The organism is Brucella sp. GW823-FHT04E01 (genome assembly GCF_058796175.1).
In genome coordinates this window covers 377,596-393,536 of the sequence record NZ_JBXAIK010000001.1, presented here as the reverse complement: position 1 = coordinate 393,536, position 15,941 = coordinate 377,596, and the positions used below count along the sequence as shown (strand labels likewise).

The window sequence follows — 15,941 nt, the reverse complement described above, 5'->3', positions numbered from 1 at the left end:
CTATTCCTTTGCCGTTATCGCGCATATTTTGCGGTGTTCGGCGTGTTGTCGTCAAGCTACGAGGGCGCGTGGATCAAAGCCTTCGAACGTGATCTGGTCGACATTGAGATCGCTATGTTTCTGCATTTCCCGATCCCGCACTGTCCAGCTGATCACCGGCATTTGTAACTTCTCGCGAACAAAGGTGACGAACGGGTTGGGCAGGTGATGCACATTATAGGAGACGAAGGAGATGCCATGCGCCAGCATGGAGAAATGTCTTTCATAGTCTTCCCTGCGTGTACCTTCGGCTGTCAGACCGCCAGGAATTCCCGGTGCATCTGCCGCAAAACGGCGGATCAGGTGGTGATCGAAAGACATGATCGCGGCTTCGCCCTTATAGGACGCCAGTTCTTTGGCAACGGCGGCAACGAGACCGTCATCTTTACCTTCGATACCCTTCAACTCGATAACGAGGGGAACGCGACCATCGACCAGATCAAGCATTTGACGAAGCGTCGGCACATGATCGGCGGTGCCGCCAATCTTCAGTGCGGTGGCTTCCTTCAGTGTCAGATCGCTGATGTAGCCTTCGCGACCGGCAAGGCGCTTCAGTTCATCGTCATGAAAGACCACAACGCCGCCGTCAATTGTGAGATGCACATCGCATTCGATAGCGAAACCCGCCTTTGCTGCTGCCTCGAACGCTGAAAGAGTGTTTTCCCAGCGCTCTTTGTTGAGATCGTGCAATCCGCGATGAGCAACAGGACGCTTCTTGATCCAGTCGATGGAAGTCATGTCAGGCAACCTCGATGATCGCTTCTATTTCAACAGGTGCATTGAGGGGTAGGCTCGCAACACCAACAGCCGAGCGGGCATGTTTGCCAGCGTCGCCGAGAACCGCCACGAGGAGATCGGAGGCGCCATTGGCCACAAGGTGCTGTTCCACGAAATCAGGTGTGGAAGCCACGAAGGCGGTAATCTTCACAATCCGCTTGATGCGGCCAAGGTCACCAAGAGCAGCCTTTGCCTGGGCAAGGATGTTGACAGCACAGGCGCGTGCAGCCGCTTGTCCGTGCGCAACCGTCAGCTCATCACCAATCTGCCCCGTGTGCACAAGCTTGCCGCCTTCCAGCGGAAGCTGGCCAGATGTGAGAAGCAGAGAACCGCTTTGCGCAAAAGGAACGTAGTTTGCGGCGGGTGCTGCGGCCTCCGGGATAGATATACCCAGATTTTTGAGGCGGCTGTCGATCGTGTCGGTCATTGTATTAATCCTTGCTTGCAAAGGTACTTCGCGATCTACCTATAGGCAGAATCGGTGAAGCTTTTGGGAAGGGTGCGTTTTTTGCCTCGCTTCCGCCACGAGTTTTTTTATCATGCTCGTCAACTCATCGGGAGATTCATGTATGCGTTTTTTCAAGAGTGCGGTTGCGGCGAGTGGAACGGCTGCTTGTGTATGGGCTGGATTCGCTGGCGTCGCTCATGCGGCCTCGACGGTAACGTTGGTTCCACATCGCGCAGTCTATGATCTGACCCTGGATCGTGCCGATGAAAAATCGGGGATCAGTGGTTTGACCGGTCGTATGGTCTACGAGTTCAACGGATCTGCGTGTGAAGGCTACACCACCAATTTCCGTTTCGTGACGCGGATCGATATGGAAGAACAGCCGCAGCGTGTGACCGACCAGCAGACGACGACTTTCGAAGGTGCAGACGGAAAGAACTTCCGTTTCGTCAACAAGACCTTCGTGGACAAGGAACTGGTCAAGGAAGTGCGTGGTGACGCGAAACTCGAGGGCGGCAAGACAGTCGTTGAACTGAACAAGCCGAAGGAAAACAAGCTTGACCTCAAGGGAACGCAATTTCCGACCGGACATATGGAAGAGCTGATCGGCAAGGCGGAAGCCGGGCAGAAATTTTACCAGACGTCGCTTTTCGACGCGTCCGAAGATGCCGACCGGGTGGTTGCTACCACCGTTGTCGTCGGCAAGGAGCAGTCTCTGCCGGATGATGAGACCAAGGTCATGGGTAAATTTTCCAAGGATCAGGTCTGGCCGGTGACGATTGCCTATTTCGATGACAAGGAAAAGCAGGACGGCCTGCCGATCTACCGCATTAATTTCAAGCTCTATCGCAATGGCATCACCCGCGACCTCACTATGGACTATGGAGATTTCTCCATGCGCGGGAAGCTTGTGAAGCTTGATGTCTATGACGCGGCAAAACAGACCGCGACCTGCAAATAAGCACGCCGATTGGCGTGTTTGTTCGCCTGTTCGATGCTATATTGTGTAGACGACTTGCAATTTACGGCGTGATCAGTTAACAGCGCGCCTATTCCACACACGGGATTGGGCTTTTGTCGGGAGAAATCCGGCAAAAACCTCCGGTGGCGAGAAATCGCCTCAGCCCGTGGAGGTTAAACCGGAAAAGGAAAATAAAGATGGCATTGCCTGATTTCAGCATGCGCCAGCTTCTGGAAGCTGGTGTTCACTTCGGCCACCAGACCCATCGCTGGAACCCGAAAATGGCACCATACATCTATGGTGACCGTAACAACATCCACATTCTCGATCTGTCCCAGACCGTTCCTCTGCTGCACAATGCGCTGAAGATCGTTTCGGACACGGTTGCTCGTGGCGGTCGCGTTCTGTTCGTCGGCACGAAGCGTCAGGCTTCGGACATCATTGCCGATGCTGCCAACCGTTCGGCACAGTATTATGTCAATGCACGCTGGCTCGGCGGCATGATGACCAACTGGAAGACGATCTCCAACTCGATCCAGCGTCTGCGCAAGCTCGACGAACTTCTGGCTGGCGAAGCTCAGGGCTTCACCAAGAAGGAACGCCTGAACCTTGAGCGTGAGCGTGAAAAGCTTGACCGCGCCCTCGGTGGCATCAAGGACATGGGTTCGGTTCCGGACCTGATGTTCATCATCGACACCAACAAGGAAGCGATTGCTATTCAGGAAGCCAAGCGTCTTGGTATCCCGGTTGTCGCAGTGATCGACTCGAACTGCGATCCAGACCAGATCGACTACCCGATTCCGGGTAACGACGACGCTGCACGCGCTATCGCTCTCTATTGCGATCTGATTGCTCGCGCTGCTCTCGACGGCATTGCTCGTCAGCAGGGCGCAATGGGCATCGACGTTGGCGCGCAGGCTGAAGCTCCGGTTGAGCCAGCCCTCGAAGCTCCGGCTGAAGGCGCTTAATCAGCGTATGATTTCATCCATCCGTCATATCTGCGATAGGGCGGGTGGATAATCTCGTTTCATCCCGGTGCGGGATTGTGATTCCTGAAGTGCAATGCTCAGGGTGATCGCGATCCAGAAACCAAGCGCCGGTTAAAAGTTGGCACACCCATCCGGTGTGCCTTCGCTTTCATGAAAGGCGATATCATGAGCATTTCCGCATCTCTCGTCAAAGAACTCCGCGACCTCACCGGCGCCGGCATGATGGACTGCAAAACAGCACTTGCTGAAACCAATGGCGATATCGAAGCTGCCGTTGACTGGCTGCGTGCCAAGGGCATTGCAAAGGCTGACAAGAAGGCTGGCCGTACGGCTGCCGAAGGTCTGGTTGGCGTTGCAGCTTCCGGCAACAAGGCTGTTGTCGTTGAAGTCAATTCCGAGACCGACTTCGTTGCCCGCAACGATGCTTTCCAGGATCTGGTCCGCAAGATCGCCCAGGCTGCTCTGTCGACCGACGGTTCGACCGAAGCTGTGGCCAACGCCAACGTTGACGGCAAGACCGTTACCGAAACGGCAAAGGACGCTGTTGCCACCATCGGTGAAAACATTGGCTTCCGCCGTTCGGCTGCGCTGACCGTCCCGCAGGGCGTTGTCGCGACCTACATTCACAACGGCGTTGCTGATGGCCTCGGCAAGCTCGGCGTTCTCGTAGCAATCGAAACCGCTGGCGATGCAGAAGCTGCAAATGCATTTGGTCGTCAGGTTGCCATGCACGTTGCTGCAATCAACCCGCTGGCTCTCACCGCCGAGGACGTTGACCCGGCTGCTGCCGAGCGCGAAAAGGCGATTTTCATCGAGCAGGCCCGTGAATCCGGCAAGCCGGACAACATCATCGAAAAGATGATCGAAGGCCGTATGCGCAAGTTCTACGAAGAAGTTGTTCTTCTTTCGCAGGCTTTCGTCATCAATCCTGACCTGACGGTTGCAGCTGCCCTCAAGGAAGCTGAAAAGACCATCGGTGCACCGGCCAAGATCACCGGCTTTGTCCGTGTTGCTCTCGGCGAAGGCATCGAGAAGGAAGAAACCGACTTTGCTGCTGAAGTAGCTGCTGCTGCCAAGGGCTAAGTGGCTCCGTTTTTTCAGCGCATTTTGTTCCGAAAACCGGTTTCCACTTTTCGGAATGCGCTGATTGCCTGAAAAGGCTTTTGATTATGAAGGGCATCGCGTGACAACGCGGTGCCCTTCGTGTATCGGAACCCAAACACAACCACTTGATCACAATCTGCGGAGAGCATCCAATGTCCGGTAAGCCCGCCTACAAACGCGTCCTTTTGAAAGCCTCGGGCGAGGCATTGATGGGCAGTCAGGGCTTTGGCATTGATGTTTCCGTTGCAGACCGTATTGCAAACGATATCAAGCAGGCACGATCGCTTGGTGTTGAAGTTGGCGTCGTGATCGGCGGCGGCAATATTTTTCGCGGTGTCGCTGTGGCCTCCAAGGGCGGAGATCGCGTCACGGGCGATCACATGGGTATGTTGGCCACGGTCATCAATTCGCTGGCGCTGCGTACTTCCCTGCACAAGATCGGCGTCGATTCTGTCGTGCTCTCGGCCATAGCCATGCCTGAAATCTGTGAGAGCTTCTCGCAGAGACAGGCTACGGCTTACATGGATGAGGGCAAGGTCGTGATCTTTGCTGGTGGCACCGGAAATCCTTTCTTCACGACGGATTCGGCAGCAGCTCTTCGTGCTGCGGAAATCGAAGCGGATGCGCTTTTGAAGGGCACGCAGGTTGACGGAATCTATTCTGCCGATCCGAAGAAGGACCCGAACGCGACGCGTTTTGACAGTTTGACCCACAAAGAAGTTCTCGATCGCGGGCTTGCAGTCATGGATACAGCCGCTGTTGCCCTTGCGCGTGAGAACAACATTCCGATAATAGTCTATTCCATCCATGAAAACGGCGGCTTGGCCGAAATTCTGCAAGGCAAGGGACGCTGCACGATCGTTTCCGATAATTGATCGACCTTTGCTGCGTATCGAAGGAGAAAATGCATGAGTGATGCTTTCGACATCAACGACCTGAAACGCCGCATGGAAGGCGCTATCAACTCTTTGAAGCACGACCTTAACGGTCTGCGCACGGGCCGCGCTTCAGCAAGCTTGCTGGAGCCGATCGTGATCGAGGCCTATGGCTCGACCATGCCGATCAATCAGGTTGCCAATATCACTGTTCCCGAATCGCGTATGCTTTCGGTTTCCGTCTGGGACAAGAGCATGGTGGGCGCTGTGGAACGCGCAATTCGCGATTCCGGCCTCGGTCTCAATCCCATCACCGATGGCACGACGCTGCGCATTCCGCTGCCGGAATTGAACGAACAGCGCCGCAAGGAACTGGTCAAGATCGCGCACCAGTATGCTGAGCAGGGTCGTATCGCTGCCCGTCATGTTCGTCGTGACGGTATGGACACGCTGAAAAAGCTGGAGAAGGACAGCCTCATCAGTCAGGATGATGGCCGCGTTCTGTCTGAAAAAGTGCAGAAGCTGACGGACGAAACCATCGCGGAGATGGATAAGGTCGTTGCAGTGAAAGAAGGGGAGATCATGCAGGTCTAGTACCTGCATGGTTTTCATTGAGGGAGAGCTTCGCCATGTCCGATCCGCGCCACATCGCCATTATCATGGATGGCAATGGCCGTTGGGCGAAGGCGCGCAATTTGCCGCGCAGCGCCGGGCACCGGGCAGGCGTGGAAGCTCTTCGTGAGATTGTACGGGCGGCCGGGGATCGTGGCCTCGGCTACCTTACATTGTTTGCGTTCTCTTCAGAAAACTGGTCCCGCCCCAGCGGAGAGGTGAACGATCTTCTGGGGTTGCTGAAGATTTTCATCCGACGCGATCTTGCTGAGCTGCACCGCAATAATGTGCGTGTCAGTATTATCGGCGAGCGCGAGGAACTTGCCGCCGATATACGTGCGCTATTAGTCGAAGCGGAAACGCTTACGCGTCGCAATACAGGCCTCAACCTGATTATAGCTTTCAATTACGGTTCCCGCGACGAGATCGTCCGTGCCGTTCGAAGTCTGGCGCGTGATGTTGCTGCCGGACTGCTTGATCCTGCTTCCATTTCCAGTGAACTGGTTTCCGCAAATCTCGATACAGCCGGGATACCCGATCCCGATCTTATTATCCGTACGAGCGGGGAAATGCGCCTGTCGAATTTCCTGCTCTGGCAAGCGGCGTATTCCGAGTTTTTGTTCCTGCCCATTCATTGGCCTGATTTCCGCGCGTCCGATCTTGATGCAGCCTATGAGGCTTTTCGCCAGCGCGAGCGTCGGTTTGGCGGCGTTGAAGTGCGTGCCGGACTGGAAGACCGTGAAGAAGAAATCGCATGCCCTTCGACCAAGGGGGCGGCAGTCTAAGGTGGTTCCCGAGAGTTGGGACGACTGAAAATGCTCTAATATGGCGTAAGCCAGTCCGTCGAAAGGTCTCAATGTCCAATCTGCAAACCCGCATCATTACTGCCATTGTCCTCGGTGCAGCCGCCTTGTGGCTGACGTGGGTCGGCGGTTTGGGTTTCACACTGTTTTCGATTGCAATCGGATTGGCCATGTTCCACGAGTGGACGAGCCTGACCGCACCGAAGCAGACAGTGTTCTCGCGTGTGTTCGGCTGGGCATGGCTGGTGCTCACAAGCGTTCTGCTTGTTATGGACCGGAGCGCTTTGCTGACGATTGGCGTTCTGTTGGTGGGCACCCTAATTCTTCTGGCCACGCAATGGCGGACAGGGCGCGGCTGGCCAGCGGCGGGGCTTTTCTATGCAGGTTTCTCCGCCGTTTCGCTTTCACTCCTGCGCGGCGATGAGCCCTTTGGTTTTACTGCGATTGTTTTCCTTTTCGCAGTTGTCTGGTCCACGGATATCGCGGCCTACTTCAATGGCCGGGCACTGGGCGGGCCGAAACTGGCACCGCGCTTTTCACCGAACAAGACATGGTCAGGCGCCATCGGTGGCGCCGCGGCTGCGGTAGCCGGTGGCATTCTGGTTGCCTCACTGGTGGCTGCTCCCGGCAGCTGGCTGGTACCGCTACTCGCATTGCTGCTGTCTGTCGTTTCGCAGATTGGCGACCTTGCAGAATCATGGGTGAAGCGCCAGTTCGGCGCAAAGGACTCTGGCCGTCTTTTGCCGGGGCATGGCGGTGTTCTGGATCGCGTGGACGGGCTTGTCGCTGCTGCCGCACTTTTGTACCTGTTTGGTGCAATTTTTGCAGAGCCAGACGTGCCGTCCGCTATATTCTTCAGTTTCTAAGGGTGCGACGGATGAGTTTGTGGGATTGCTCAAAACGCATTCGGTTCTTCGGAAGCCCACTAGCGTTGTGTAAGGAGTAGTGATTTGCAGGAGGCGTTGGCCTTTTTTCTGGGTGGCGAAAGTCTGCTTGTCGGGACCATCATTCCATTTCTCTTTGTTTTGACCGTTGTGGTCTTTGTCCATGAAATGGGCCACTATCTGGTTGCGCGCTGGTGCGGCATTGGCTCACAGGCATTTTCTATCGGCTTCGGGCCTGAGCTGATCGGTTTCACCGACAAGCACGGCACACGGTGGAAGATTTCTGCCATTCCGCTTGGTGGCTATGTCAAATTCATCGGTGACGAGAGCGCCACGAGCTCTCCAGTTGACGTCGATAATGCAAGCCTGAGCGCAGATGAGCAGCGAAGGGCATTCCATACCCAGCCTGTGTGGAAGCGTGCGGCGACCGTCTTTGCCGGTCCTGCTTTCAATATCATTCTGACGATCGTTATCTTCAGTGTCTTCTTCGCGCTCTATGGGCGTCAGATTTCCGATCCGCTCATAGCTGGCGTCCAGCCTGGCAGTCCTGCTGCTGAAGCAGGGTTTGAAGCCGGGGATCGCTTTATCAGCGTTGAGAGCGAAAAGATCACAACTTTTTCCGATGTGCAGCGCATCGTATCCGGACGGGCCGGGGACAAGCTGAACTTCACTGTCGAGCGTGATGGCAAGATGGTAGATTTGCAGGCCGTTCCGGCAATCGTCGAGCGTACGGATCCGCTTGGAAACAAGATCAAGCTTGGCGCCATCGGCGTGGAAACCACTGAAGCTGTCGGTAATTTCCGCCGGATTGAATATGGTCCCCTCGAATCAGTGGGACAAGCTGTCATGGAAACGGGCTACATTATCAGCCGCACAGGAGAGTTTTTTCAGCGTTTTGCGGTCGGGCGTGAGGATAAATGTCAGCTCGGTGGTCCGGTGAAAATCGCCAATATGGCTGGTAAGGCTGCAAGTCAGGGTTTTGACTGGCTCATCCAGCTAATGGCAATGTTGTCGGTTGGTATCGGGCTTTTGAACCTGTTTCCATTGCCTCCGCTGGATGGCGGTCACCTGGTTTTCTATGCGGTGGAGGCCATAAAGGGTAGCCCGGTATCTGTTGCGGCGCAGGAAATTTTATATCGTGTTGGGTTCCTACTTGTTATGGGATTCATGGGGTTCGTACTTTTCAACGACCTGTTTGCCTGCTAGATGACTCTCCGGCTGGCTCAGATGGTGATCTTGGGGATCGGTGCAGGCTGGAGGGTTCCAGTCAGCTAACCGCTATGATGCGCATCTTCTCTGGCGAGGATCGGGGAAGGTGTTAAACAGAAGTGAAAATTGGGAGTGACTGCTCGAAAAGCTAAGCGATTTGTTTACCATAACGCTCAAATCGCGTGGCGCGGATGCCACGCTGGTTGCTTAAGTAAACAGAATTTAACCGTGACGCTTGCTTGTATGGAAAAACCGGGTATGACGGTTGTATCTGTACGTGCTTTTCTGGGTTAATCGCCCCGGGGACAGAAAGAAACGAAGGTTCGGAAAGCCTATGACGGCAAGTTCTAAATTCTTTGGCGCCGCTTCTGCGCTCGCCATGTCAGTGGCTCTTGTGGCTTCGGGTACTGCTGCACTCTCGCTGGCTTCGGTCAATGTTGCCGAGGCTGCTGTCGTTAGCCGTATCGAGGTACGCGGTAATACACGCGTCGACGCACAGTCCATCCGTGACAATATCGACATTCGTCCGGGCAAGGCCTTCACCAGCGCTGATATTGATGCTGCGGTGAAGCGTCTGTTTGCGATGGGTCTGTTCTCGGATGTTCGCATCAATCAGTCCGGCAGCACGCTCGTCGTGAATGTTTCTGAGCGTTCCGTCGTCAATAACGTCCTTTTCCAGGGCAACAAGAAGATCAAGGATCCTGATCTTACTCGTGCTGTTCAGCTCAAGCCGCGTTCGCCTTATGACGCTGCGACGATGGAAGCTGACGTTGAAGCGATCAAGGGAGCCTATGCGCATATCGGGCGCAGCGATGCGACCGTGAATGCACGTACTGTTGATCTTGGTCAGGGGCGTGTGAACGTCGTTTATGAAATCAACGAAGGTTCGCGCACGAAAATCGCAAATGTCGATTTCGTTGGCAATCAGGCATTCGGCTCTCGTCGTTTGCGCGACGTGATTTCGACCAAACGTTCGAATCCGCTTTCGTGGCTGACGCGTAATGACGTATATGACGAAGGGCGTCTTCAGGCTGACGAGGAAACGCTCCGTCGTTTCTATTACAATCGCGGCTATGCGGATTTCCGCGTTATTTCATCGAATGCAGTTCTCGATCCGTCGACAAACGAATACACGATCACCATCACGGTTGATGAAGGTCAGCGCTATACATTCGGCAATGTAAGCGTCGAGAGCAATGTTGATGGCGTTGACGGGCAGGCCCTGGATCATCTGGTCAAGACTCGTTCGGGTAAGCCTTACAGCGCCAAGGAAATCGAAGATTCGGTTCTCGCAGTTACCGAAAATGTTGCCGGTAGTGGTTATGCTTTCGCCAAGGTTGAACCGCGTGGCGATCGTGATTTCGAGAACCATACGATTTCGGTCGTCTATAGCGTTGACGAAGGTCCGCGCGCTTATATTCAGCGCATTGAAATTCGCGGTAACGACAAGACGCGTGACTTCGTGATTCGTCGCGAATTCGACATGAACGAAGGCGATGCCTTCAATCAGGTCATGGTACAGCGCGCGAAGCGTCGTCTCGAAGCGCTTGACTTCTTCCAGACGGTCAATATCTCGACGGCGCCTGGCTCTGAGCCGGATCAGGTTATTCTTGTCGTTGATGTCGTTGAAAAGTCGACCGGCGAATTCTCGATCGGTGGCGGTTACACGACAGGCGGCGAATCGCCGGGTGCGCAGGTCGAAGCTGCTATTACCGAGCGTAACTTCCTCGGACGCGGCCAGTACATCCGTATCAGCGCCGGTGCCGGTCAGGATGATATGCGCAATTATGGCCTGTCGTTTACGGAGCCATATTTCCTCGGATATCGTCTCTCGGCTGGTTTCGATGTATTCCGTCGTACGTATCGCGTAAACGATGATTACGATGTCGAGCAGACCGGTGGAACGATCCGCTTCGGTCTTCCGATCACGGACAATTTCTCGGCAGGTCTCGCGTATAACCTCGTTCAGGAAAAGTATGACCTGTTCCGTGCGGACGCTGACAACTACTATGCGCCTGCCTTGCTAGAGGCTGCTGAGCATAGTCCGTGGTTGCGTTCGTCGATCAGCTACTCGCTGACCTACAACTCCATCGACGACATGAAGAATCCGCATGACGGTCTTTATGGCAAGTTCACGCAGGAGTTCGCAGGTCTTGGCGGCGATGCCAAGTACATCAAGACCACGTTCAAGGGTAACTACTACAAGACGCTTTCTCAGGAAGCCGATATCGTCGGTATGCTGGGTATTGGCGGTGGTTATATCCATGAATTCGGTGATGATGGCGTCCGCATCTTTGATCTGTTCAAGAACAATTCGGACATCATCCGTGGCTTCAAGTTCAATGGTATCGGTCCATATCAGGATGCCGCGAACGGCAAGCGCTACTGGATGGGCGGAACGACCTATATCAACGGTACGGCTGAAGTTCAGTTCCCGATGCCGCTCGTTCCTGAAAGCTTGGGTATCCGTGGCGCCTTGTTTGCTGATGCCGCAACGCTTTATGGTAATGACTCCTCGCAGGGCGGTTCGCCAATCTATGGCGACGACAAGAAGCTTCGCGCTTCGGCAGGTATAAGCCTGATGTGGGCTTCGCCGTTCGGTCCTCTGCGTTTTGACTATGCGTTCCCGATCGCGAAGGCTGATACCGACAAGGTTCAGAACTTCAACTTCGGTGTTTCGACCAAGTTCTAATAGATTTGCCTTTTCCCGGGGTATAACAACCCCGGGAAAGAAAGTGTTTTGATGGCAGATCCTGTTTTTTTCGCGCCTTCGCGTGAACTCACGATTGGCGATATCGCAGATTTTACCGGTGCAAGACTTCGTGACCCGAAGCTTGCACCGCGTTCTGTTGCGCGTCTTTCTTCGCTTAAAGATGCTGTTGAGGGTTCTCTTGTTTTCGTCGAAGGCAAGAAGAATGCCGACGGTCTCTCATCGATCAATGCCGCGGGCGTTCTATGTAGCGAGGCTGTGGTGGATAGCGTGCCGTCGCACATAGCTGCACTGGTTACCCGCAATCCGCAACGGGACTTTGCATCCGTTGGTCGAATGCTGTTTCCAGCGTCCGTCAAACCGGTCAGCTGGTTCGGAGAAACTGGTGTTTCTTCAGCGGCGATTATTCATCCGACAGCACATATCGAGGATGGTGCGACCATCGAGGCCGGCGCAGTTATCGGCAGGGGCGTAAGTGTCGGCAGCGGTACGCTGATCGCGTCAACAGCGGTTATCGGTGAAGGCAGCCAGATAGGTCGCAACAGCTATATTGCCCCCGGTGTAACCGTTCAGTGTGCTTTCATCGGCAATCAAGTGTCTCTTCATCCTGGTGTGCGGATTGGGCAGGACGGTTTCGGCTACGTCCCAGGTCCCGCCGGCTTGGAGAAGGTTCCCCAGCTCGGCAGAGTCATCATTCAGGACAATGTCGAGATTGGCGCCAATACGACGATCGACCGTGGTTCGTTGAACGACACCGTCATTGGCGAAGGTACAAAGATCGATAACCTCGTACAGATCGCCCACAACGTGCGAATCGGCCGTTTTTGTATTGTTGCGGCTCATTGCGGCATTTCTGGCAGCTGTGTCATCGGTGACCAGACGATGCTGGGTGGTCGTGTGGGACTTGCCGACCATTTGATTATCGGTTCGCGCGTGCAGATTGCCGCAGCGAGCGGCGTTATGAATGACATACCCGATGGCGAGCGCTGGGGTGGTATTCCAGCTCGGCCTATCAAACAGTGGTTCCGAGATATCGCGAACATACGTAGCATCGGGCAATCGAGAAAGGAGCAATCCTCTGATGAGTGATGCAAATCAGACCAAGCTGGAAGCAGCAGATATCCAGGATCTTCTGGCAGTGCTGCCGCATCGCTATCCATTTTTGCTGATCGACCGGATTGTTGACATTGACGGCGACGTCTCCGCAACCGGCATCAAGAATGTGACGATCAACGAGCCGCATTTCACCGGACATTTCCCTGAAAAGCCGATTATGCCGGGCGTATTGATTGTCGAAGCCATGGCACAGACGGCGGGCGCTATTTCTCTGCTTCAGCGCAAAACCGGGCGCCCTGGCGTGGTCTATTTCATGACTATAGATAATGCCAAATTCCGTCGCCCGGTCATACCGGGAGATCGACTTTTGCTTCACGTAAAGAAGATCAAGCAACGCGCAAATATCTCGAAATACGAATGCATTGCCGAAGTCGATGGTGTAAAGGTTGCGGAAGCTGAAGTCGCTGCCATGATCAGTACAGCTGAAGAAAGCCAGTGAGCATATCAATGAAAGAAACATTTATTCACCCCACCGCTCTTGTTGAGCAGGGTGTGGAACTGGGGCAGGGTGTGTCTGTCGGCCCCTTCTGTCACATTCAGTCTGGCGCCGTCATAGGCGACAATTCGGAATTGATGAGTCATGTAGTGGTGACTGGTGCAACGACGCTTGGCGCAGGTGGAAAGGTTTATCCGCATGCCGTTCTGGGTTGCGATCCGCAGAACAACAAGCATAAGGGCGGTCCAACGAAGCTGAACATTGGCACAAATTGCCTGATCCGCGAAGGCGTGACCATGCACAAGGGGTCAGACAGCGCACGTGGTTACACTTCGGTTGGCGACAACTGTTCGTTCCTGGCTTACGCGCATGTGGCACATGATTGTGACATTGGCGACTACGTCACCTTCTCCAACAATGTGATGATTGGTGGCCACACGACAATCGGACATCACGCTATTCTGGGTGGTGGTGCGGCTATCCATCAGTTTGTGCGCGTTGGACATCACGCTTTCGTTGGCGGCATGGCTGCGGTTGTAAGCGATCTTATCCCGTACGGCATGGCGATTGGGGTGCACGCTCATCTCGGTGGATTGAACATCGTCGGCATGAAGCGTTCCGGTATGGAACGCAAAGAGATTCATAATCTCCGTCATGCAGTTCGGATGCTGTTTGATCGCACAAAGCCCATTCGGGATCGTGCAAAGGACGTTCTGACTGCGATACCGGATTCTCCGGCTGTCATTGACATGATCGACTTCATCAATGTCGATACCAAACGTGCCTACTGTACACCTCCGCTCGATGCGGTCCATGGTGGGGCCGGGCATGACAGCGGCGAAGATTGAGCAAATACCGCGTCTTGCAGATGATGCGGGACGCGTTGCAATTATCGCCGGTAATGGCCTGCTGCCGATCAGTGTGGCGGAGGCCCTTGAGGCTGCGGAGAAGAAGCCATTCCTCGTACCGTTGCGAGGGGAGGCTGATCCGGTACTCTACAAGTACGAGCATCAGGAAATTTCCATCGTAGAGTTTGCAAAGCTCGTGCGGTCCATGAAGGCTGCCGGTGTGGATCGCGTTGTCCTCGCTGGTGGCGTGACAAGCAGGCCCCATGTCAGTGATCTGAAGTTTGACTGGCCTACTCTGCGCGCAGTGCCTTACGTTTTACGTGCGCTGGGGCAAGGCGATGATGCTCTTTTACGTGCATTTATCGGCTTGCTGGAATCCTTCGGTTTCAAAGTTGTCGGGGCTCACGATGTTGTTCCGGATTTACTTTCCCCGTCACCTGCTCAAATTTTGACGCGAAAAGCACCGGACGCGAGAGAACGTCATAATCTTGAACTTGCAATGGAATCTGCGCTTCGTCTGGGTGATCTGGATGTCGGGCAGGGTGCTGTTGCGGTTGGCGGACGTGTCGTTGCGCTCGAAGGGGCGGAAGGCACAGATCAAATGATAGAGCGTGTGCGCGAGTTACGTGCAGCTGGCCGCATACCTCGTCGTGGCGGTGTTCTCGTCAAGATGGCGAAGCCGCGACAGGACGAAAGAGCAGACCTTCCGACCATCGGAATTTCTACGATTGATAATGCCGTAAAAGCGGGATTATCAGGAATAGCTGTTGAGGCAGGCAGGACATTCATTCTAGGCTTCGGTGAAACCATCGCGGCGGCCAATGCAAGAGGCCTTTTCATAGAGACGGTCAGTCGCGAGAAAAAGGATATCAAGAAGTGAACACCACCAGCCGGCCATTGAAAATAGCAATAGTGGCCGGTGAAGAATCCGGTGATCTTCTTGGTGCCGACCTTATCGATGCGTTGAGGAGCCAGACCGACCGCTTGGTTGATATCATCGGTGTCGGTGGTGATCACCTTGCAGCCCGGGGAATGAAGTCCTTTTTTGATCCGCACGAGATTGCGCTTATGGGGCTGGGCGCAATTCTGAAGAACTTACCGGGTCTAATGCGGCGTATTGGCCAGACCGCTAGAAGCATTATTGTTGAGAAACCGGATTGCGTACTTCTGATTGACAGTCCGGAGTTTACACATCGCGTTGCCAAGAAGATCAGGGCTGCAAATCCATCGATTCCCATCGTGAAGTATATCGCACCAAGCGTGTGGGCCTGGCGGCCGCAACGCGCACGGGCGATGAAAGCCTATTTCGACCATGTGTTGACTATTCTTCCATTTGAGGTGGAGGTCATGCAGCGGTTAAGCGGGCCGAGTGCCACTTATGTCGGACATCGCCTTTCCAGTTATGAACCGATACTGCGGGCACGGGATGAGCAAAAAAACCTGGAAGCGCGACGGACTGTTGAGTCCCGGAAAACATTGCTCGTTCTGCCGGGGTCTCGTCGTACTGAAATCCAGATGCTCATGGAACCGTTCGGGCAGGCTGTTGGTGAATTAGCTGCCCGGGTCGACAAGCTTGACGTCGTTCTGCCGACACTGCCACGCATTGAGGAAATGGTTCGCGATCTTTCAAAGGACTGGGCTGTCAAACCGCTTATTGTGCTGGGTGATGAGGAAAAGTGGAAAGCTTTTTCTAAAGCCGATGCAGCGCTTGCCGCTTCAGGGACGGTTTCGCTGGAGCTGGCTCTATCGCGCATTCCAAGCGTGCTTTCCTATAAGGCGGACTGGTTCGCACGCAAGTTTCTGATGCCCAAGATCACGATCTGGAGCGCTGCCTTGCCAAATATCATCGCCGACGAACCGGTCGTTCCTGAGTATTTCAATGAATTTGTCCGTCCGGGAATGCTTGCACGCAACCTTGAACGGTTGATGCGGCCTGGATCGGCACGTCAGGCGCAGCTGGACGGATTTGATAAAGTTGCGTCGATCATGGCGACGGAGCAACCCTCTGGCGAGATCGGGGCGCGCGTCATTCTGGAATTGGCAGGCAATTCCAAGAGCTGATTTTGACTGTAGATACAATACGAAAAACCCCGGTTGTTTTGGCAACCGGGGTTTTTATTATAGTCTGAT

General features: G+C 54.5%; 16 protein-coding genes. 14 read left to right on the top strand and 2 right to left on the bottom strand.

Annotated elements, in window-relative coordinates; translation table 11 throughout:
* Nucleotides 1–51 precede the first annotated feature (51 nt).
* Together AC1RHM_RS02015 and AC1RHM_RS02010 are read right to left on the bottom strand one after the other, a co-directional pair.
* Nucleotides 52–777 carry a glycerophosphodiester phosphodiesterase gene (locus tag AC1RHM_RS02015; RefSeq protein WP_010659974.1) on the bottom strand — a complete coding sequence of 242 codons (726 nt, stop codon included), beginning with the start codon at nucleotides 775–777 and terminating at the stop codon, nucleotides 52–54.
* Nucleotide 778: 1 nt separating this feature from the next.
* Nucleotides 779–1,243 (bottom strand): RidA family protein, encoded by a 465-nt coding sequence (locus AC1RHM_RS02010; protein WP_006471616.1) that lies wholly within the window; start codon nucleotides 1,241–1,243, stop codon nucleotides 779–781.
* Between the two features lie 142 nt (nucleotides 1,244–1,385).
* On the opposite strand from AC1RHM_RS02010, the gene eipB reads away from it, so the two are divergent.
* The 14 genes from eipB to lpxB all read left to right on the top strand — a co-directional run bounded on the left by eipB (nucleotide 1,386) and on the right by lpxB (nucleotide 15,872).
* Entirely contained in the window at nucleotides 1,386–2,225 is an 840-nt protein-coding gene (gene eipB, locus AC1RHM_RS02005) for a cell envelope integrity protein EipB (RefSeq protein ID WP_010659975.1), read from the top strand.
* Between the two features lie 197 nt (nucleotides 2,226–2,422).
* Nucleotides 2,423–3,193, top strand: coding sequence for a 30S ribosomal protein S2 (gene rpsB / locus AC1RHM_RS02000; protein ID WP_010659976.1), 771 nt, complete (start codon nucleotides 2,423–2,425; stop codon nucleotides 3,191–3,193).
* A 186-nt stretch (nucleotides 3,194–3,379) separates the two neighbouring features.
* Nucleotides 3,380–4,297 carry a translation elongation factor Ts gene (gene tsf / locus AC1RHM_RS01995; RefSeq protein WP_036578226.1) on the top strand — a complete coding sequence of 306 codons (918 nt, stop codon included), beginning with the start codon at nucleotides 3,380–3,382 and terminating at the stop codon, nucleotides 4,295–4,297.
* Nucleotides 4,298–4,470: 173 nt separating this feature from the next.
* Nucleotides 4,471–5,193, top strand: coding sequence for a UMP kinase (pyrH, locus tag AC1RHM_RS01990; RefSeq protein WP_010659978.1), 723 nt, complete (start codon nucleotides 4,471–4,473; stop codon nucleotides 5,191–5,193).
* Nucleotides 5,194–5,226: 33 nt separating this feature from the next.
* Entirely contained in the window at nucleotides 5,227–5,787 is a 561-nt protein-coding gene (gene frr / locus AC1RHM_RS01985) for a ribosome recycling factor (RefSeq protein WP_010659979.1), read from the top strand.
* A gap of 35 nt (nucleotides 5,788–5,822) precedes the next feature.
* Nucleotides 5,823–6,590 (top strand): isoprenyl transferase, encoded by a 768-nt coding sequence (locus AC1RHM_RS01980; RefSeq protein WP_010659980.1) that lies wholly within the window; start codon nucleotides 5,823–5,825, stop codon nucleotides 6,588–6,590.
* A gap of 71 nt (nucleotides 6,591–6,661) precedes the next feature.
* Nucleotides 6,662–7,474: a phosphatidate cytidylyltransferase gene (locus AC1RHM_RS01975; RefSeq protein ID WP_010659981.1), complete on the top strand. Its 813-nt coding sequence runs from the start codon at nucleotides 6,662–6,664 to the stop codon at nucleotides 7,472–7,474.
* A gap of 84 nt (nucleotides 7,475–7,558) precedes the next feature.
* Complete coding sequence (gene rseP / locus AC1RHM_RS01970) at nucleotides 7,559–8,698, top strand: RIP metalloprotease RseP (RefSeq protein ID WP_010659982.1); 1,140 nt, start codon at nucleotides 7,559–7,561, stop codon at nucleotides 8,696–8,698.
* 337 nt (nucleotides 8,699–9,035) lie between these two features.
* Complete coding sequence (gene bamA, locus AC1RHM_RS01965; RefSeq protein ID WP_010659983.1) at nucleotides 9,036–11,393, top strand: outer membrane protein assembly factor BamA; 2,358 nt, start codon at nucleotides 9,036–9,038, stop codon at nucleotides 11,391–11,393.
* A 51-nt stretch (nucleotides 11,394–11,444) separates the two neighbouring features.
* Nucleotides 11,445–12,500: a UDP-3-O-(3-hydroxymyristoyl)glucosamine N-acyltransferase gene (gene lpxD, locus AC1RHM_RS01960; protein ID WP_010659984.1), complete on the top strand. Its 1,056-nt coding sequence runs from the start codon at nucleotides 11,445–11,447 to the stop codon at nucleotides 12,498–12,500.
* Nucleotides 12,493–12,966: a 3-hydroxyacyl-ACP dehydratase FabZ gene (gene fabZ, locus AC1RHM_RS01955; protein WP_010659985.1), complete on the top strand. Its 474-nt coding sequence runs from the start codon at nucleotides 12,493–12,495 to the stop codon at nucleotides 12,964–12,966. The genes lpxD and fabZ overlap by 8 nt, the downstream gene beginning before the upstream one ends.
* An 8-nt stretch (nucleotides 12,967–12,974) precedes the next feature.
* The gene (gene lpxA / locus AC1RHM_RS01950; RefSeq protein WP_010659986.1) at nucleotides 12,975–13,811 is read left to right on the top strand and encodes an acyl-ACP--UDP-N-acetylglucosamine O-acyltransferase; all 837 of its coding nucleotides are present in this window, start codon (nucleotides 12,975–12,977) and stop codon (nucleotides 13,809–13,811) included.
* On the top strand, nucleotides 13,792–14,691 hold the full coding sequence (locus tag AC1RHM_RS01945; protein WP_010659987.1) for an LpxI family protein: 900 nt from the start codon (nucleotides 13,792–13,794) through the stop codon (nucleotides 14,689–14,691). Before lpxA ends, AC1RHM_RS01945 begins: the two co-directional genes overlap by 20 nt.
* Nucleotides 14,688–15,872, top strand: coding sequence for a lipid-A-disaccharide synthase (gene lpxB / locus AC1RHM_RS01940; RefSeq protein ID WP_029376091.1), 1,185 nt, complete (start codon nucleotides 14,688–14,690; stop codon nucleotides 15,870–15,872). The genes AC1RHM_RS01945 and lpxB overlap by 4 nt, the downstream gene beginning before the upstream one ends.
* Nucleotides 15,873–15,941: the final 69 nt, after the last annotated feature.